Raw genomic sequence first — 17,467 nt, forward strand, 5'->3', positions numbered from 1 at the left:
GAAAATATCTACTCCATGTTCATTCCAAATACATATGAGTTATATTGGAATATTAGTCCAAATGAATTCTTTGAAAAGATGCAAAAAGAATATGTTAAATTCTGGACTGATGAGCGTAAAAGTAAAGCAGCAAAACTTAACCTAACTCCTATTGAGGTTTCCATTTTGGCATCTATAGTTGATTCTGAAGCACTCTATGATAAAGAAATGCCAGTTATTGCTGGATTATATTTAAATCGTTTGAACAAAGGCATTTTATTGCAATCAGATCCAACTGTAATTTTTGCTACTGGTGATTTTACAATTAAACGAGTGCTTAATTCTCATTTAGCTTTTAATTCTAAATACAATACGTATAAATATGCAGGCTTACCTCCGGGGCCAATCATGATGCCGAGTATTAAAGCAATTGACGCGGTTTTAAATAGAGAAGCAAATAACTACATTTATATGTGTGCTAAGGAAGATTTTTCTGGGTACCACAATTTTGCTGAAACTAGAGAGCAACATGAAATTAATGCAAAAAAATACAGAGAAGCCTTAAACAAACGAAACATCTATAAATAATGTTTGTATACGAAAGTAAAGTTAGGGTTCGTTATGTAGAAACTGATCAAATGGGTATTGTACACCATAGTAATTATGCACAATACTACGAATTAGCAAGAACTGAATGTTTTGAAGCATGCTCTGGCATGACATACGAATCTATGGAAGCAGAAGGCATTATGCTTCCTATTTTAGAACTTCAATCGAGGTATTTAAAACCGGCGTATTATAATCAGGTTTTAACTATAAAATCTATTGTAAAGGAATTACCTAAGGTTAGATTGAATGTAGAGTACGAAATTTATAATGAAGCAAATGAGCTCATAAATACGGGTAAAACTACTTTAGTTTTTGTAAATAAGCAAAACAGAAGACCATGCCAACCACCTGAAAGTTTTATGAAAAACGTTCGACAATATTTTAGTTAAAAATGAATTGGATACACAAACAATTATTAAGGCTTAAAATCTATTCGCTTTTTATTGAATGGACAAAAGTTTGTGTATTACCTGGTTTTAGCCCCTTGCCTATTTATACAGTTGCTACTTTCTTTTTTAAGGAGATTGGAAAAGAAGCACTGGTGAATAAAGCATCTTCTTTATCGTACAATTTCATGTTGGCTATTTTTCCTGCCATCATTTTCTTATTCACCTTAATTCCATATATCCCAAAAAATATAGGATTTCAAGATACTTTGATGTCTTTATTGGCATTAGTACTACCAAATAATGCTTTTTTAGCTTTTGAAACTACAATTAACGAAATAGTGAATATTCAAAATGGAAGTTTACTTTCTGTTGGTTTTGTGCTATCTCTATTTTTTGCAACAAATGGAGTTCATAAATTGATGGTTGCTTTTAATAAATCGTCACTTATTGTAGAAACCAGAACTTGGTTGAAGCAAAGATTAGTCGCTGTAATTTTAACTGTTATTATCTCTCTATCCGTAATTGTTTGCATTATAGCTATGGCAATGGGCGAGCTATTGTTAACCTATCTGCAAAAAGAATTGCATTACAAAGGTGGCGTTACTCTTTTTGCTATTCAGTTTACACAGTGGACATTATTAGGCGTTTTGTATTTTATTACTGTTTCTATTTTATACCGTTATGGACCGGCACACGCCAAAAAATGGAAGTTCTTTAGTGCAGGTTCTTGGCTAGCAACTATACTTGCCTTCCTTACAATTTGGGGATTTTCATTCTATATTAACAACTTTAGTTCCTACAATAAAATTTATGGTTCTATTGGTACCTTAATCGTAGTCATGATTTGGCTGTACCTAAATTCATTAATTTTATTGGTAGGCTTTGAGCTTAACGCAAGTGTAGATTTATCAAAAAGAAGCGTTAAAATTATTAGACCAAACTTTAATATCTTCAAAAAACCACTTCCTGTAGAAGAAAAACTAGAGAAATAAATTATCTGTTATCTGAATAGAGTTATACTTTTTTAAAGTATACAAATCCGATAATAGCAAAACCTACCACTATATAATTGATATAATCATCTATAGAGCAATTATTTACAAGACTATATTGTACGATTGTTCCTGGACTACTAGAATAACCACTACGTGTAGCATAAATATAGCAACCCTGACCAGTATTTACCTGGCAATAGGTATTTGTACTCGCTATGCGATCAGATTCATACCGATGATAAAAAGAGGGAACGCCATTGCGGTTTATTCCTTCGGGATTGATATATGTATAAGTGGTATTGCTAGACAAACAACCAGTTGCAGCTTTAGAACTAAAAGAGAGTGAACTAAAAAAGAAAAATATAAATAGGGCTGAGAAAAATTTCATTAAAATTAATAGTGTTAGGAACCATTTAACCAAAAGCATGCCTTCTATTTCCATTTAAGAAAAAAGATTTCTTAAAAAGATAACTTATTGATTATTAATTATTAATAAGTTAAAAAAACATCTATATAAGGGTAATCAACATGTTTATTCAGTCCAACGAGCAATAGTTTGCACCTATAAAATCTCGTATTGGGGAAATTATTACTCATTTTATTTTCAGAAAACATTAGACCATCATGTTAAACCGAAATAATTACTTATAAGTGGTAAAAATTTCTATTTCGTTGATTAAGGTCTAGAAAAGAATACATGAAATAATAACATCAATAAGAACAAAAAAAGAACAATTATAATTTTTTATCGCTCTGTTAGAAGCTTTTAGCCACTTTCTTCAAAAAAAAGCTATTCAGAGTTTGCAGATTTAATCAGAGTTTGTACTTTTGCGGCGGAGAGTTGGCAGAGTGGTCGATTGCGGCAGTCTTGAAAACTGTTGACTTGTCAAAGGGTCCGCGGGTTCGAATCCCCCACTCTCCGCACAATTAAATGCTATTAGTCGCAAGACTGGTAGCATTTTTTGTTTTCATATTAATTATTTCCCTTTGCCTCATTATCTTTACACTAAATGATTTATGCAAATAAAAAAGTAGTTTCAAAACCTGACTTAGCTCAGCAAACCGCTCAAATTATTTTTAACATAAAGGAATGGGAAAATAAAAATTTAATACGGCTTGAATCAGATACTGTTTTTTTATATCCTCCATTATGGAAAAACAAAATTGCTGCACTCAACTGGATTAATTGTTTACACCATTACTATTGCATAAAAAGGCAAATGAAAAAATCAGACAGTTTATATTTTAAAAACATAGAAACTGGTGAGTTGATTGGTTCAATGGTAAATAAAAAACCTAAAGTTTTACTATTCAATGGAATAGTGTAATTTTAGTTAACCAATCAACGCTTTTATGACAACTGTTGACAAACGCATTCTCTCAATTGATATTTTAAGGGGATTAGTGATGATTATTATGGCTTTAGATCATACCCGTGATTTTTTCCATACTGGCAGCATCATGGCTGATCCTATGAATCCAGAAACTACAACTATTTTTCTGTTTTTCACGCGTTGGATAACTCACTTTTGCGCACCAACATTTGTTTTTTTATCAGGTGTATCTGCATATCTTTCATCAAAAAATAAAGATCCAAAACAAGCAAGCAACTTTTTAATTAAAAGAGGGCTTTGGCTCATCCTTGTGGAAATCGTACTAATTACATTAGGCTTAACTTTTAATCCACTTTACAATTTCATCATTCTGCAAGTAATTTGGGCAATAGGTTGTAGCATGATTTTATTAGGCATATTGAGTAGAATTTCTCACCGTTTGGTTTTAATAGTCGGTTTAATCCTATTCTTTGGACATAATATTTTAAATTACCTTCAACTACCAGCCCCAAGTACTTTTACCGGTGGATTGATCTCAATTTTATTTACGACAAGTTCAACCTTCATCCCATTGGATAGTAATCATTTCATTGGTATCTTCTATGCAATTTTACCGTGGACTGGAGCTATGTTTTTAGGATTTTCTATTGGTCACTGGTACGCTAAAGAATTTGATTCAACTAAAAGAAAGCATTTGTTGTTTTATAGCGGCTTAAGTTTATTTCTATCTTTTATTATACTACGCTACTTCGGTTTATACGGAAACCCAACTCAAAGAGTAGTTACTAATGATTTACTTAAAACTGTTTTTTCTTTCTTAAACGTGAGCAAATATCCGCCATCATTACACTATTTTGGCATGACGTTGGGTCCAGCCTTAATGCTACTTTCTGGACTTGAAAATGTTAAAAATTGGTTCTCTAAAATTATAATGGTATATGGGAAAGTACCATTCTTTTATTACGTTTTGCATTTCTATATCCTTCATTTTTTATTAGTTATAATTTTCTTTGCAAGTGGTTACGGAGTTAAAGATATAGCGACACCACAAGTGCCATTTTTATTTCGTCCAGCAACTTTAGGCTACGGTCTACCAATTGTTTATTTAATTTGGCTTAGTGTAGTTGCAATTTTGTATCGACCTTGCATTTGGTTTCAAAAATATAAAGCAACACATACACAATGGTGGCTCAGCTATTTATAAGATAAATCGCGTTTTAATCAACATTGTTAGACTTTTGTTAATAATTAACGGCCAACTTATTACATAAATATTACGGCTAAGCTACTTAATGGTTGTATTTTTGTTAATTGATGATGAGCAACAAATTTTATCAAATCTATTCAGCTTATGCCATTACAAACTAAGGTTCCACAGGGTGATATTTTATCAATAGACATAGGCGGTACGAATATCAAAGCCTGTTTATTAAGTCCAAAAGGGAAATTATTAACTGATTTCAAAAAAACACCAACTCCTAAAAATTCAACTCCAGAAGCTATTTTAAAAGGCATAAAAAAGCTTACGGCAGATTTTAAATCCTTCGAAAAAATTTCCATCGGATTTCCAGGCTACGTAAAAAATGGAATTGTACAAACTGCACCAAATTTGGCAGAAAATAAATGGGTAAACGTAGATCTTGCTCAACAAGTAAGCAACCTGTTTGGTAAGCCGGTTCGATTAATAAATGATGCGGATCAACAAGGCTTAGGTATTGTTAGTGGTAAAGGTTTCGAAATTGTATTCACGTTAGGTACAGGTTTTGGAACTTCTCTTTTATTCGATGGAGAATTACTTCCTCACTTAGAATTATCTCATTTACCAGTTAATAAAACTGATGATTACGATGATTTTATTGGTGATAGAGGCTTTCATAAAGTTGGTAAAAAGGAATGGAACAAGCGTTTACAGTACATTATAGAAATTTACAAAACGGTTTTCAATTACGATAAGTTATATATCGGAGGAGGGAATTCTAACGAAATTAATTTCAATTTAGATAAAAACATCAAATTAGTTTCTAATAAAGATGGCATTAAAGGCGGTGCTAAGCTATGGCTTGCCAAAGAAAAATATCATGTTCACACCACGTATCCACAGAAAAAATAATGAAACACGTTAAGTTACTTTTCTTAGATATTGGAGGCGTACTTTTAAGTGATGGATGGAACCATAAAGCAAGAATGCAAGCTGTTGAAAAATTTGGATTAGAACCTATTCAATTTCAAAAAGATCATGCGGTAGCTTTTCCTTTATTTGAGAATGGAAAATTGAATTTAGATCAATATTTAGATGCTGTTATTTTCAATGTAGACTGCCCTTTTTCTAAAGAGGAATTTAAAGAGTTTATGTTTTCTAAATCTGACCAATTACCTGAGTTCCTACCTTGGTTAATTAACTGGAAAAAGAAAAACAACATCAAAATTTTCTCTATTAACAACGAAGGCAAAGAATTTAACGATTATCGAATTAAGACATTCAAGCTACATGACTGTTTTGATGCTTTTATCTCTTCATGTGAAGTAGGCTTTTCTAAGCCAGATCCATCTATTTTTAAACTCGCATTAGGTATTGCGCAAGAAGAACCACAAAACTGCTTATATTTTGATGATAGGGCTATTCACGTAGCAATAGCTAAACAAATGGGAATTAATGCACACGTACACAAGAGTTTTGAGCAGAGTAAACTAATTTTAGAAAGTATAAATAAATTATAAAATGAATAACGATAAAAAGGCACAATTCACCTTCGGAATGGTTGGTTTAGGAACTATGGGTCGTAATTTGCTATTAAATATGGCCGATAATGGATTTGCTGTTACCGGCTACGATAAGAGTGAAAAAATGCTTCAAATTTTTGAAGAAGAAGGCAAAGAACATAACTTAAAAGGGTTTTCTGAAATTGAGGATTTCGTACAAAGTTTACAGACTCCTCGTACAATTATACTTTTAGTACCAGCTGGAGCTATTGTAGACAGTGTAATTTTAGAGCTTCAACCTTTATTGGATGAAGGTGACATTATCATCGATAGCGGGAATTCGCATTTTACGGATACCAGCAGAAGAGCAATTGATTTAAAAGAAAAAGGTATTCATTTCTTCGGAATGGGGATTTCTGGCGGTGAAGAGGGTGCTAGATTTGGTCCAAGTATGATGCCAGGTGGCGATAAAAAAGCATATGCAGTTGTTAAAAAGATGCTTGAAGCAGTTTCTGCCAAAGTAAACGGTGAACCTTGTGTAACTTATATTGGTCCAGGTGCTTCTGGTCACTTTGTAAAAATGACGCATAATGGTATCGAATACGCGATTATGCAATTATTGGCAGAAACGTATGAAATTCTTAAAAACGGATTAGATTACGATAATACTCAAATTCAAGCTGTATTTGAGAAATGGAATAGCGGTCGTTTAAAATCATTTTTAATGGAAATCACTAAAGATGTATTTCTTTTTAAAGATGTTAAAACAGGTAATTTATTAGTAGATGAAATCAAGGATGAAGCAAAATCTAAAGGAACCGGCAAATGGACTTCGCAAGTTGCAATGGATATTGAAACCCCTATTCCGATAATTGATTCTGCAGTATCTACAAGAAACTTATCAAAACTTAAAAAATTGAGAGTTGAGCTTGATAAGGCTTATGGTCCTTCAGAAAAAATGAAGGCCACAGCAGATTTTATCGATGATTTAGAAGAAGCTTTCTATTTTGCAATGGCAAATGCCTATGCGCAAGGCATGCATTTGTTATGGAAAGCATCTATTGAGTATAAATATGAACTAAACTTATCAGAGATTGCGAAAATTTGGCGTGGTGGATGTATCATTAGAGCTGAATTTTTAGAAGATATTTATCAGGCCTATAAAAAACAGCCAGATTTAGAGCATTTATTTACTGATGCGGGTATTCAAGTGAAAATAAAGAAAAGTTTAAAAGGCACAAGAAATGTAGTTTCATCTGCAATTAACGCAGGTATTGGCATTCCTTGTTTTGCTGCTGCCCTAACCTATTTTGATACTTTAAAAACAGGTAGAATGCCCTCTAATTTAACACAAGCTCAAAGAGATTTCTTTGGTGCACATACTTTCGAAAGAATTGATAGCGAAGGAATTTTTCACGCAGATTGGAACGAAAAGAATTTATAATGGATACTAAAATGAAGAAAAAAAGTAAACTTAATCCAACCATATTTGTAATTTTTGGTGGCACAGGTGACTTAAACAAAAGAAAATTAGCACCTGCTTTATATAACTTATTTACAGAAGGTTATATGCCAGAAAAATTTTCAATTATTGGAACTGGTAGAACCAAATTTACTGATAAAAAATACCAAGAAGTTATTTTAGAAAATGTAAATGAATTCTCTAGAAATGGAAAAGTTAAAAAAGAAACTTGGAACTCTTTTGAATCAAATATTAAATATTGTCCAACAGACATTACTACTCCGAAGACTTTTGAAAACTTAAAAGAAACAGTAGAAAAATTACAAGCTGATTTTGGTAAGGAAACACAAATTATTTACTATTTGGCTGTTGCGCCTAACTTCTTTCCGCTAATTGCTGAGTGTTTATGCAAATATAAATTAACAGAAGATGAAGATAACAGTAGAATTGTTATTGAAAAACCATTTGGCCACGATTTAGAAAGTGCTAAAGAGTTAAATTTATTATTGAGCAAAATTTTCACAGAAAAACAAATCTATCGCATAGACCATTATTTGGGTAAAGAAACCGTTCAAAATATGATGGCTTTCCGTTTTGCTAATTCGTTGTTTGAGCCATTATGGAACAGAAATTATATTGAGCATATTCAAATTTCAGTAACTGAACAACTAGGTGTTGGTGATCGTGGTGGTTATTATGAAGGTGCTGGTGCATTGAGAGACATGATTCAAAATCACTTATTACAGTTACTTTGTTTGGTAGGTATGGAAGCTCCTATTTCATTTGATGCAGATGAAATTAGAGATAGAAAGGTTGAAGTTTTAAGAGCGATGCGACCTTTTAAACCAGAAGAAATTAGCTCTAATGCAGTTCGCGGTCAATACAGTAAAGGTTGGGTAGAAGGAAAAGAAGTACCAGGATATAGACACGAAACCGATGTAGATGCACATTCGAATACGGAGACCTTTGCTGCAGTTAAATTTTTTATAGATAACTGGCGTTGGCAAGGCATCCCTTTTTACTTGCGTACAGGGAAAAGGATGAACCAAACCTCTTCAATTATTACGATTCAATTTAAAGATGTTCCTCATCATATCTTTTCTGCAAGAGCTACTGAAACTTGGCAACAAAACCGCTTAATTATTAGCATTCAACCAGAAATGAGTATTCGTTTACAGGTTCAAGCGAAAAGGCCAGGTGTAAAAATGGTTTTAAATCCGGTTGATATGGTATTTGACTATAAAGGTACATATGATACAGATACACCAGAAGCTTACGAAACTTTACTGTTAGACGCAATGAATGGGGATCAAACTTTATTTATGCGAGGCGATCAAGTAGAAGCCGCTTGGGAATTAGTAATGCCAATTATCAATACTTGGGAAAGCAAAAAATCTTTAAATTTCCCTAATTACCAAGCAGATAGTTGGGGGCCAGAAGATGCAGAGGCATTAATCGCAAGAGACGGCTTTCATTGGTTTACATTACCATTAAAGGATAAAGAATAAATAGTATAAACCGTAATTGCGAGCAAAGCGAAGCAATCTTTCCTACAAGATAGATTGCTTCGTCATTTTACTTCTCGCAATGGTGATAAATTAAAAACATGAACTTACACATCTTTAAATCTGTAGCAGAATTAAACGAAAATCTAATTGCTTATGTAATTGAAATTGCAAATAAGTCAATTACTAGCAAAGGCCGCTTTGATTTTGTTTTAACTGGCGGAAATTCTCCAAAAGAACTGTACAAACAATTATCAACTACGTTTAAAGATAAAGTTGATTGGACGAAGGTTTATTTCTTTTTTGGAGATGAAAGATATGTTTTGCCCGAGCACAAAGATTACAATGGATTAATGGCCAAGGAAATGTTGTTTAATAACTTACAAACTCCCGAAGATCATATTTTCTATTTCGATACTACATTGACTCCAGTAGATTCTGCCAAAGCTTATAAAGCAACTTTAGACAAGCATTTTAACGGTGGAGAAATTATATTTGACCTCATCCTTTTAGGTATGGGAGACGATGCACATACTGCTTCTATCTTCCCTGAAACTGAGTTAGTAAAAAGTATTCATCCTACAGTTGAATCTGTTTGGGTAGAAAAATTAGATACTTATCGTATTAGTTTAACTGCACCCTTAATTAACAAAGCTAAAAATATTGCTTTTATCACCTTTGGCGAGAATAAAGCAAATGCTTTAAAACATGTAATTGGCGATGAGCAAAAAGACTATTTTGTTTATCCAGCACAGCTGATTAAACCCTTAGATGGTAATTTAGATTGGTTTGTGGATGATAAGGCAACAAGCTTTCTTGACTTGTAAAAGAGCAACTTTCGGGTTTCATAGGCTTAAAAGTCAACTACCTTTGATGTATCAAACGAATTAAAATGAGTACACAAGAGCAGTTAAATTACTATCGCATTGCAGAAGCAATTAGCTATTTGCAAGAGAATTTTAAAGCACGACCAGATTTAGACGAAGTAGCTAAAAGAGTAAACTTAAGCCCTTTTCATTTTCAACGATTGTTTACTGAATGGGCAGGTGTTAGTCCTAAAAAGTTTTTACAATATTTGAGCTTATCGTATGCAAAAAACATATTAAGAGATCAACAGTTGACTTTGCTGGATACCGCTTTTGAAACTGGTCTATCCGGCACTGGCCGCTTACACGATTTATTTGTGAATATTGAAGGAATGACACCTGGAGAATTTAAAAATGGTGGAGCAGATTTAGTGGTTAATTACGAGTACTACTCCACTTCTTTTGGTAATTTATTAGTCGCTTCTACAGCTAAAGGAATTTGTTACATGGCATTTGCCGACAATGAAAATATTGCTTTTGACGAACTTAAACAGCAATTCCCTCAAGCTAAATTCAATAAACAAAAGGACAATATACAGCAAGCTGCTTTACCTATTTTTAATCAAGACTGGAATAAAGCAGCGGAAGTAAAACTTCATTTAAAAGGAACAGCTTTTCAATTAAAAGTTTGGGAAACATTATTAAAAATCCCGAAAGGAAATTTTACAACCTACGGTGCAATCGCAAAAGCAATTGGGAACCCAAATGCATCTAGAGCAGTTGGTTCTGCTATTGGAGATAATCCAATAGCATTTTTAATTCCTTGCCATCGAGTTATCCAGTCTTCAGGTAATTTTGGCCAATACCATTGGGGACAAGTGCGAAAAAGTATATTATTGGGTTGGGAAGCTGCTCAAATTGCAAATGCTATTTAACTAAAAGGATAATGGATTTATTTAACACAGAATTAGATCAAAATATAAACCTTTTACCATACGATGGAACTGTAAATTATTACGGTAAGATTATGCCAAATTCATTGGCAAATCAGTACTACGACAGTTTAATGGAAACCATAGAATGGAAACAAGATGAAGCCATAATTTTCGGAAGACACATTTTAACCAAAAGAAAAGTGGCTTGGTATGGCGACTATAATTTTGAATACACCTACTCGAATATCACTAAACAAGCATTAATTTGGACGAAAGAACTATTAGCATTAAAAACTTTAGTTGAAGAAAAATCTGGTGAAAAATATAATTCTTGTCTGCTTAATTTATATCACAACGGTGATGAAGGAATGGCGTGGCATAGCGATGGTGAGAAAGACTTAAAGAAAAATGGCGCTATCGCATCCTTAAGTTTCGGTGCCGAACGGAAATTTTCGTTTAAACATAAAACCACCAAGGAACGAATTTCTTTAGTTTTAGAAAATAGTAGTTTATTGGTGATGAAAGATACCACACAAACGAACTGGTTACATCGTTTACCACCAACAAAATTAATTACTAAAGCAAGAATTAACTTAACTTTTAGAATGATGGTTGAGAATTAAATCTCTAGATTTTCTTCAATTAATAAATTGATAATACCATCAACCATACCCACTTTAGGTACATAAATTTGCTTAATTCCTGTCCATTTCATTAAAGTAAGGTAAATTTCACTAGCGGGAATAATTACATCTGCCCTATCCTGATTGAGTTTCATGAGTGAAATACGCTCTTTTAACGAATACGAGTTAAGTTCGTTATATAATGTTTTCAGTTTCAAAAAAGTAAGCGGCATATCCTCTTTTTCTCCAGACATACGGAACAATTTATTAATGTTTCCGCCAGTACCAATACCTGCCAAATTTTTTAAATCTTTGGTATGTTCCTTCACCCAAACTTTCATTTCTTCCCAAGTTTCATCCTTATCTTGGTTATCTAAAATGCGAATGGTACCAATGTTGAATGATTTTGAAGCAAGAGGCTGCTTATTCACAAAAACAGAAAGCTCTGTACTACCACCACCAACATCAATATATAAATAGCTCTTTTTAGAATCTAAATCTTGTTCAATATGATTTGAATAAATAATATTAGCCTCACGTTGACCTTCAATAATTTCTAAATCTATATCGGTTAAAGCCTTTATTTTCTTTATAATATCTCTCCCATTTTCTGCCTCACGCATAGCGGATGTTGCACAGGCTAAATATTTCGAAACATGATAAACGTCCATCAAGTTTTTAAATGCGCTCATAGTTTTTACTAGATCTTCAGTTTTTTTTGCTGATATCTTATGATCTAAAAAGGCATCATCTCCCAAACGCAAAGGCACCCTAACCAATGTATTTTTTTTAAAACCATACCCGTTATCGTTCAAAGTAATATCAGCAATTAGCAATCTAACAGCATTAGAGCCTATATCTATGGCAGCGTATCGTATCATGAGCGTTTATTGATGTTTATTTTTAAGATAGTTATAGGTTTGTACCTGGGCTCTTATTTTTGTGGTTAAACGATTCTTGTGGTATTTATTATTATTCAGTCTATTTATATCTCGTGCTTTAACGTTGTCTTGTAACTGAAATTCAATAATATCTCTAATTTCTTGTTTCACTCCTTCATCTAAAACCGGAAATCCAACTTCAACCCTATGTTCAAAATTGCGGCTCATTAAATCGGCCGATGAAAGAAACATTTCCTCTTTACCATTATTGCCAAAAATGAAAACTCGGGCATGTTCCAAAAATTTATCGATAATACTAATAATGGTAATGTTTTCACTAAAACCTGCAACTCCTGGCACTAAGCAACAAATTCCACGCACAATCAACTTTATTTGAACTCCTGCATTGCTTGCATCGTAAAGTTTTTGGACAATTCCTTCATCAGCTAGACTATTTACTTTTAAAATCATGTAAGCAGGCTTTCCAGCTTTTGCAAATTTTATTTCTCTATTAATTAAACCATAAATTTTGTCTCTAGAATCTAAAGGAGAAACAATTAAATGTTTAAAATCCTTAGCGACAGTGCGCTTATTTAGCGCATTAAATAGTTTATTTAAATCGGAAGTAATTTCTTTTTTTGAAGTAAAAATGCTGTGATCACAATAAATTCGAGCAGTTTTCTCGTTAAAATTACCGGTAGCTAGATTTGCATAATACACAGCTCTTCCTCTTTCCATTCGTTTTACAAGACAAATTTTAGAGTGCACTTTGTAATCTGTTAAGCCATAATTAACATTTACCCCTTCTTCCATTAATCGATTGGTCCAAAAAATATTAGCTTTTTCGTCAAACCTTGCCTTCAATTCGACAACACAATTCACTTTTTTACCATTTTTGGCTGCATTAATCAATGCATTAATTACCTTAGAATTTTCTGCAAGGCGATAAAGTGTAATGTTAATTTCTGTTACTTTAGGATCAATTGCTGCCTCGCGAAGAAATAGAATAATATAATCATATGACTGATAAGGCAAATTTATAAGGTAATCTCGATTGGCAAGTTTGTTAAAAATACTTTCAGTTCGGTGTAAACCAGCTACTTTAAGTGGCTCATTAACTGCATATTCTAAATCTTTTGAACCAACATTTGGAAAAGCAATAAAATCCCCAAAACGATGGTAACGATTTCCAGGAATTAATCCTTCAGCTTCAATTTTTAATTTAGTAACCAAAACGCTCAACATTTCAAAAGGCATTTGCGTATCGTATAATAGTCGCATTGGTTTACCTTTTTTGCGTTTATCGAGACTTGTTTTTAATTCTTCAATAAATTTATCACTTATATTTTTATCGATATCAAGCTCAGCATCTCTTGTTAGTTGAATGGAAAATGCTTCAATTTGATCGTAATTAAACACATAAAAAATATCATCTAAACAGTATTTGATAATGTCCTCTGCTAAAATGATAAATTTCAGTCCATTGGTTTCTGGTAAAACTAAAAATCGAGGTAAATTCTCGGGCAATTCTATTAAGGCAAATTTTTCGCTTTTTTTCCCTGTATTTTTAGTTAATCGAACAAAAAAGTATAAATAACGATCTTTTAATTCTGGAAAAGGATCATCCAAATCAATCATTATTGGAACCAAATTTGATAAAATTCTATCTCTAAAATGGTGTCTTACAAACTCTCCTCTCGACACGTTGAGTTGAGTATCGTTCAAAATAAATATCCGATTTTGAGCTAATTCATTAATTAAAGTCGCCTGAAATATATTCTCGAATTTACGTTCGAGTTTAACAACAATATTCTTGATTTCATTTAGTACTTTTTTGGGATTAAAACCTAATAAAGCTTTTGCTTTATCATTTAGGTTAACCAATCGACTTAATGTGGCTACTCGTACTCGATAAAATTCTTCGAGGTTTGATGAGAAAATAGAAAGAAATTTAATTCGCTCAATTAACGGAACTGTTTCATCTGCAGCTTCCTGCAAAACTCGTTCATTAAAATACAGCCAACTTATTTCCCTATTTAAAAATGGTAGCTTCTTTTTAGCCATGTACAAAAATCAAAAAAAACTCCCGAGTAATCGAGAGATTTCCAAATCTGCAAATTTTAGTGTTAAGTTAGTGTTAATTAATAGCTAATTTGACACTTGAATTTACTTTGTGCTCGATGTATTCTTTTTAGCAGGAATAGCTTTAGCTGTCACTTTTTTAACAGGATTATTTGCGACTGCTTTTACAACCGCTTTTTTCGCACTACTTGCTGTAGTTGTTGTTTTGTTTGCCATAGCTTTAGTTTTAGTTACCGCCTTTTTTACTGGTTTATTAAGTACCGCTGCAGCTTTTTCTTCAGATGCAATACTTGCCACTTTTACACTTGAAGCAATAGGTTTAGCTTTAGCAACTGCTTTTTTAACCACTTTAGTTACAGATTTATCTACCTTTTTCATTAGTTTAGATGCATCCTTTTTAGCTAGTTTGACTTTTTTAGCAACTGGTTTTTTGGCACTAGTAGCATCATCAATTTTATGCCCAACTGCTTCTTTCATTTCATTAAACTTCTTAGAAAGCTTTTTCGCAGCTATTTTACTCGCTTTCGCAATATCTTCAGCAATTATTTCTGCATTATGCCCTAAGCCTTTTACTGCTTCTAAAAACCTTGCTGTTAAGGTTTGTTCAAGTTGTTTTTTAGCAGCTTTCTTTGTTATTTTTTTCTGAGGTGTAGTTTTATTGGTTTTCATATATTTTTTCGCGTTTTTTGTATGGTAATTTATTATTAAATCTATTAATTTTTATCAACTAAAGCTAAAATTATGCCCACTTTCGATATCGTAAGCAAAGTAGATGCACAAACATTAGACAATGCCATCAACAATGCAAAAAAAGAGTTTTTAAACCGTTATGATTTCAATGGTTCGAATAGTACAGTAGAATTGGATAAAAAAACAAACATCATAACTATTGTAACCGAAGATGATATGCGTTTAAAAGCCATCACTGATTCAATTATCTCTCGTATGATGAAACAAAATTTAGACCCAAAAAGTTTGGATTTTGGGAAAGATATCGCTGCATCAGGTAATATGATTAGAAAAGAGTTAAAAATTAAGGAAGGACTTGATAAGGAAGCAGCCAAAAAAATTGTTGCTAAAATTAAAGATAGCAAGTTAAAAGTTCAAGCTTCGATGATGGATGATCAAGTGCGTGTGCAAAGCAAAAATATTGATGATTTGCAAAAAGTAATTTCTTTATGTAGAGGAGAAGACTTTGGTCAACCGCTGCAGTTTATTAATATGAGGAACTAAATATCAATAGTTCATTAGTCATTGGTTCATTTGGTTGTTTATGCAATACAGATGAACAATTGAGCTAATGAACCATTCAACTACTCAAGATGGAGATTAAAGAAAACGGTTTTATATTTTCTGATGATAGCAATTTAATAGATGTAAATGCTGTCCATCATTATTTAAGCACACAATCTTACTGGGCTAAAGGCATTCCTTTAGCACTAGTCCAAAAATCTATATTTAATTCTTTGTGTTTTGGAGTCTATAAAGATGGTAAACAAGCTGGTTTTGCTCGTTGGGTAACAGATAGAGCAACCTTTGCCTATTTATGTGATGTTTATATAGAAGAAGAATTTAGAGGGTTAGGCTTATCTAAAAAGCTGATGTCATTAATGATGTTTCATCAAGATTTACAAGGCTTAAGAACTTATACTTTGGGCACATTAGATGCGCATGGTTTGTATGAGCAATATGGGTTTAAAGCTTTAGCATATCCTGAAAGAAGAATGGAAATAATAGTGAAAGATATTTATCAACCCAAAGGTTAATATTCAGCAATAACCCTTATAACTTATTCTTTTTCACTCCATCTTTGGTAATCTTTACAGGATTAATTAATCCATCTTTATCGAAAGACATTTCATCTATGCAAGTTACGCGATGGTTACCATCATTTTCACTCAATGGCCTACGGTGATAAACAATATACCATGAATCTTTTTTAGAATCATGTATCACAGAATGGTGTCCTGCTCCAGTTGCAATCTCAGGATCTTGTTTTAAGATTTTTCCAATGCGTTTAAATGGACCTAAGGGAGAATCGGACATAGCATAAGCAACAGAATAATCAGGCCCAGTCCAACCGCCTTCACTCCACATAAAATAATATTTTCCATTTCTGATAAACATAAAAGGGCCTTCTACATATCCTTCAGGTGTAATTTCTTTAAACGTGGTACCATCTGAATAAGGAACAAAGCCTGTAAAATCATTATTCAGTTTTGCAATATTACAATGCGACCAACCACCGTAAATTAAGTAATATTGATTGTCTTTATCTTTAAATACAAATTGATCAATCGGTTGTGCTTTGTTATAAAACTTGTCGACTAATGGTTTTCCTAAATGATCTTTGTAAGGGCCTTCTGGTTTATCAGCTACTGCTACACCAATTCCACCAACTTCATTATCACTTTGAATATCATTTGCACCAAAAAACAAATAATATTTTCCATCTTTTTTTGTGATTGATGGCGCCCACATGGCTTTATTTGCCCATTTAATTGCAGATGTATCTATAATTTTTTCGTGCTTTGTCCAAGTAATTAAATCTTTTGAAGAAAAAGCATCCATAAAAACCTGTTCTTTATACTTAGCCGAATAGGTTGGATAAACCCAATATGTTTTACCAAAAATCTGAGCTTCAGGGTCAGCATACCAACCTGGAAATATTGGATTTCCTGAAGTTTGTGCCTGAGAAAACAAGGGTAACGCTAAAAGAAAAATAATAAAGCGATTGAATTTCATACTGCAAGATAAAAAAATGATTAATAACAATTGTCAATTGAAGTAAGAAAATCTACCAACCTTTAACCAACTCTTTTTGTTTGTTTTCATCTAAGAAAGTCCAAGCAACAATTCTAGTTATTTTATTACCTGTAGACATTTCGCTCGTTCTAATTTCTGAAACATCAGCCCTTTTTAACATTGCATAGATTGATCCTAAATTCTCACTTTTAGAAACTAAACTGGTAAACCAAAAACATTGATTCTTATAGATTTTACTTTCCTCAATCATTTTTCCAACAAAAGCAACTTCACCTCCAGTTGTCCATAATTCGCTGTTTTGTCCACCGAAATTAAGTACAGGTTTTGCGTAATTTTTACGGCCTAAATTTCTATTCTTCCGTTGTGAACCAGCATTTGCTTCTTCCGCTGATGCGTGAAAA

Annotated in this window: 20 protein-coding genes and 1 tRNA gene; 15 read left to right on the forward strand and 6 right to left on the reverse strand. The window is 32.7% G+C overall.

What is annotated here, in order from left to right:
• The 3 genes from mltG to WC622_RS14530 form a co-directional block, all read left to right on the forward strand.
• Window positions 1–567, forward strand: a 567-nt coding sequence (gene mltG, locus WC622_RS14520; RefSeq protein ID WP_372820426.1) for an endolytic transglycosylase MltG, incomplete at its 5' end; no start/stop codon positions are given.
• A complete protein-coding gene (locus tag WC622_RS14525) occupies window positions 567–977 on the forward strand; it encodes an acyl-CoA thioesterase (RefSeq protein ID WP_372820427.1) in 411 nt (136 codons plus the stop codon). The genes mltG and WC622_RS14525, both read left to right, overlap by 1 nt.
• A gap of 2 nt (window positions 978–979) precedes the next feature.
• Window positions 980–1,969, forward strand: a complete 990-nt coding sequence (locus WC622_RS14530) for a YihY/virulence factor BrkB family protein (protein ID WP_372820428.1) — start codon at window positions 980–982, stop codon at window positions 1,967–1,969.
• 22 nt (window positions 1,970–1,991) lie between these two features.
• Here WC622_RS14530 and WC622_RS14535 read toward each other — a convergent pair whose 3' ends face one another.
• Complete coding sequence (locus tag WC622_RS14535) at window positions 1,992–2,360, reverse strand: hypothetical protein (RefSeq protein WP_372820429.1); 369 nt, start codon at window positions 2,358–2,360, stop codon at window positions 1,992–1,994.
• 447 nt (window positions 2,361–2,807) lie between these two features.
• Between WC622_RS14535 and WC622_RS14540 the strand changes: the two genes are divergently transcribed.
• From WC622_RS14540 to WC622_RS14585, 10 genes are all read left to right on the forward strand, one after another.
• A tRNA-Ser gene (locus WC622_RS14540) sits at window positions 2,808–2,894 on the forward strand.
• Between the two features lie 88 nt (window positions 2,895–2,982).
• Window positions 2,983–3,300, forward strand: coding sequence for a hypothetical protein (locus WC622_RS14545; RefSeq protein ID WP_372820430.1), 318 nt, complete (start codon window positions 2,983–2,985; stop codon window positions 3,298–3,300).
• Between the two features lie 25 nt (window positions 3,301–3,325).
• A complete protein-coding gene (locus WC622_RS14550) occupies window positions 3,326–4,510 on the forward strand; it encodes a DUF1624 domain-containing protein (RefSeq protein ID WP_372820431.1) in 1,185 nt (394 codons plus the stop codon).
• 147 nt (window positions 4,511–4,657) lie between these two features.
• On the forward strand, window positions 4,658–5,416 hold the full coding sequence (locus WC622_RS14555; protein ID WP_372820432.1) for an ROK family protein: 759 nt from the start codon (window positions 4,658–4,660) through the stop codon (window positions 5,414–5,416).
• A complete protein-coding gene (locus tag WC622_RS14560; RefSeq protein WP_372820433.1) occupies window positions 5,416–6,024 on the forward strand; it encodes an HAD family hydrolase in 609 nt (202 codons plus the stop codon). The genes WC622_RS14555 and WC622_RS14560 overlap by 1 nt, the downstream gene beginning before the upstream one ends.
• 1 nt (window position 6,025) lies before the next feature.
• Window positions 6,026–7,450 carry an NADP-dependent phosphogluconate dehydrogenase gene (gene gndA, locus WC622_RS14565; protein WP_372820434.1) on the forward strand — a complete coding sequence of 475 codons (1,425 nt, stop codon included), beginning with the start codon at window positions 6,026–6,028 and terminating at the stop codon, window positions 7,448–7,450.
• 11 nt (window positions 7,451–7,461) lie between these two features.
• Window positions 7,462–8,976: a glucose-6-phosphate dehydrogenase gene (zwf, locus tag WC622_RS14570; RefSeq protein WP_372820435.1), complete on the forward strand. Its 1,515-nt coding sequence runs from the start codon at window positions 7,462–7,464 to the stop codon at window positions 8,974–8,976.
• Window positions 8,977–9,074: 98 nt separating this feature from the next.
• Window positions 9,075–9,800 carry a 6-phosphogluconolactonase gene (pgl, locus tag WC622_RS14575; protein WP_372820436.1) on the forward strand — a complete coding sequence of 242 codons (726 nt, stop codon included), beginning with the start codon at window positions 9,075–9,077 and terminating at the stop codon, window positions 9,798–9,800.
• Between the two features lie 65 nt (window positions 9,801–9,865).
• Window positions 9,866–10,714, forward strand: a complete 849-nt coding sequence (locus WC622_RS14580) for a bifunctional helix-turn-helix domain-containing protein/methylated-DNA--[protein]-cysteine S-methyltransferase (protein ID WP_372820437.1) — start codon at window positions 9,866–9,868, stop codon at window positions 10,712–10,714.
• An 11-nt stretch (window positions 10,715–10,725) separates the two neighbouring features.
• A complete protein-coding gene (locus WC622_RS14585; protein WP_372820438.1) occupies window positions 10,726–11,337 on the forward strand; it encodes an alpha-ketoglutarate-dependent dioxygenase AlkB in 612 nt (203 codons plus the stop codon).
• Here the strand turns inward: WC622_RS14585 and WC622_RS14590 are convergent.
• The 3 genes from WC622_RS14590 to WC622_RS14600 all read right to left on the reverse strand — a co-directional run bounded on the left by WC622_RS14590 (window position 11,334) and on the right by WC622_RS14600 (window position 14,969).
• A complete protein-coding gene (locus tag WC622_RS14590; protein WP_372820439.1) occupies window positions 11,334–12,218 on the reverse strand; it encodes an exopolyphosphatase in 885 nt (294 codons plus the stop codon). The two genes, WC622_RS14585 and WC622_RS14590, sit on opposite strands and share 4 nt — an antisense overlap.
• Before the next feature lie 6 nt (window positions 12,219–12,224).
• Entirely contained in the window at window positions 12,225–14,282 is a 2,058-nt protein-coding gene (gene ppk1, locus WC622_RS14595) for a polyphosphate kinase 1 (RefSeq protein WP_372820440.1), read from the reverse strand.
• Window positions 14,283–14,384: 102 nt separating this feature from the next.
• The gene (locus tag WC622_RS14600; protein ID WP_372820441.1) at window positions 14,385–14,969 is read right to left on the reverse strand and encodes a hypothetical protein; all 585 of its coding nucleotides are present in this window, start codon (window positions 14,967–14,969) and stop codon (window positions 14,385–14,387) included.
• Between the two features lie 72 nt (window positions 14,970–15,041).
• Between WC622_RS14600 and WC622_RS14605 the strand changes: the two genes are divergently transcribed.
• Both WC622_RS14605 and WC622_RS14610 read left to right on the forward strand, forming a co-directional pair.
• Entirely contained in the window at window positions 15,042–15,533 is a 492-nt protein-coding gene (locus WC622_RS14605) for a YajQ family cyclic di-GMP-binding protein (protein WP_372820442.1), read from the forward strand.
• Between the two features lie 89 nt (window positions 15,534–15,622).
• Window positions 15,623–16,066 carry a GNAT family N-acetyltransferase gene (locus WC622_RS14610; RefSeq protein ID WP_372820443.1) on the forward strand — a complete coding sequence of 148 codons (444 nt, stop codon included), beginning with the start codon at window positions 15,623–15,625 and terminating at the stop codon, window positions 16,064–16,066.
• Between the two features lie 16 nt (window positions 16,067–16,082).
• Here the strand turns inward: WC622_RS14610 and WC622_RS14615 are convergent, their stop codons facing one another.
• Window positions 16,083–17,045, reverse strand: a complete 963-nt coding sequence (locus WC622_RS14615) for a glycoside hydrolase family 43 protein (RefSeq protein WP_372820444.1) — start codon at window positions 17,043–17,045, stop codon at window positions 16,083–16,085.
• A gap of 52 nt (window positions 17,046–17,097) precedes the next feature.
• Window positions 17,098–17,467, reverse strand: a 370-nt coding sequence (locus tag WC622_RS14620; RefSeq protein WP_372820445.1) for an RlmF-related methyltransferase, incomplete at its 5' end; no start/stop codon positions are given.

Source organism: Pedobacter sp., assembly GCF_041662865.1.
Lineage (GTDB): Bacteria > Bacteroidota > Bacteroidia > Sphingobacteriales > Sphingobacteriaceae > Pedobacter.

Bases quoted from the DNA above. Each gene is read 5' to 3' on its own strand.
- WC622_RS14585 (WP_372820438.1), top strand. From the start codon at position 10,726: ATGGATTTATTTAACACAGAATTAGATCAAAATATAAACCTTTTACCA.
- WC622_RS14605 (WP_372820442.1), top strand. From the start codon at position 15,042: ATGCCCACTTTCGATATCGTAAGCAAAGTAGATGCACAAACATTAGAC.
- WC622_RS14580 (WP_372820437.1), top strand. From the start codon at position 9,866: ATGAGTACACAAGAGCAGTTAAATTACTATCGCATTGCAGAAGCAATT.
- WC622_RS14525 (WP_372820427.1), top strand. From the start codon at position 567: ATGTTTGTATACGAAAGTAAAGTTAGGGTTCGTTATGTAGAAACTGAT.
- gndA (WP_372820434.1), top strand. From the start codon at position 6,026: ATGAATAACGATAAAAAGGCACAATTCACCTTCGGAATGGTTGGTTTA.
- WC622_RS14615 (WP_372820444.1), bottom strand. From the start codon at position 17,045: ATGAAATTCAATCGCTTTATTATTTTTCTTTTAGCGTTACCCTTGTTT.
- WC622_RS14535 (WP_372820429.1), bottom strand. From the start codon at position 2,360: ATGAAATTTTTCTCAGCCCTATTTATATTTTTCTTTTTTAGTTCACTC.
- zwf (WP_372820435.1), top strand. From the start codon at position 7,462: ATGAAGAAAAAAAGTAAACTTAATCCAACCATATTTGTAATTTTTGGT.
- WC622_RS14600 (WP_372820441.1), bottom strand. From the start codon at position 14,969: ATGAAAACCAATAAAACTACACCTCAGAAAAAAATAACAAAGAAAGCT.
- WC622_RS14530 (WP_372820428.1), top strand. From the start codon at position 980: ATGAATTGGATACACAAACAATTATTAAGGCTTAAAATCTATTCGCTT.
- WC622_RS14555 (WP_372820432.1), top strand. From the start codon at position 4,658: ATGCCATTACAAACTAAGGTTCCACAGGGTGATATTTTATCAATAGAC.
- ppk1 (WP_372820440.1), bottom strand. From the start codon at position 14,282: ATGGCTAAAAAGAAGCTACCATTTTTAAATAGGGAAATAAGTTGGCTG.
- pgl (WP_372820436.1), top strand. From the start codon at position 9,075: ATGAACTTACACATCTTTAAATCTGTAGCAGAATTAAACGAAAATCTA.
- WC622_RS14560 (WP_372820433.1), top strand. From the start codon at position 5,416: ATGAAACACGTTAAGTTACTTTTCTTAGATATTGGAGGCGTACTTTTA.
- WC622_RS14550 (WP_372820431.1), top strand. From the start codon at position 3,326: ATGACAACTGTTGACAAACGCATTCTCTCAATTGATATTTTAAGGGGA.
- WC622_RS14590 (WP_372820439.1), bottom strand. From the start codon at position 12,218: ATGATACGATACGCTGCCATAGATATAGGCTCTAATGCTGTTAGATTG.
- WC622_RS14545 (WP_372820430.1), top strand. From the start codon at position 2,983: ATGATTTATGCAAATAAAAAAGTAGTTTCAAAACCTGACTTAGCTCAG.
- WC622_RS14610 (WP_372820443.1), top strand. From the start codon at position 15,623: ATGGAGATTAAAGAAAACGGTTTTATATTTTCTGATGATAGCAATTTA.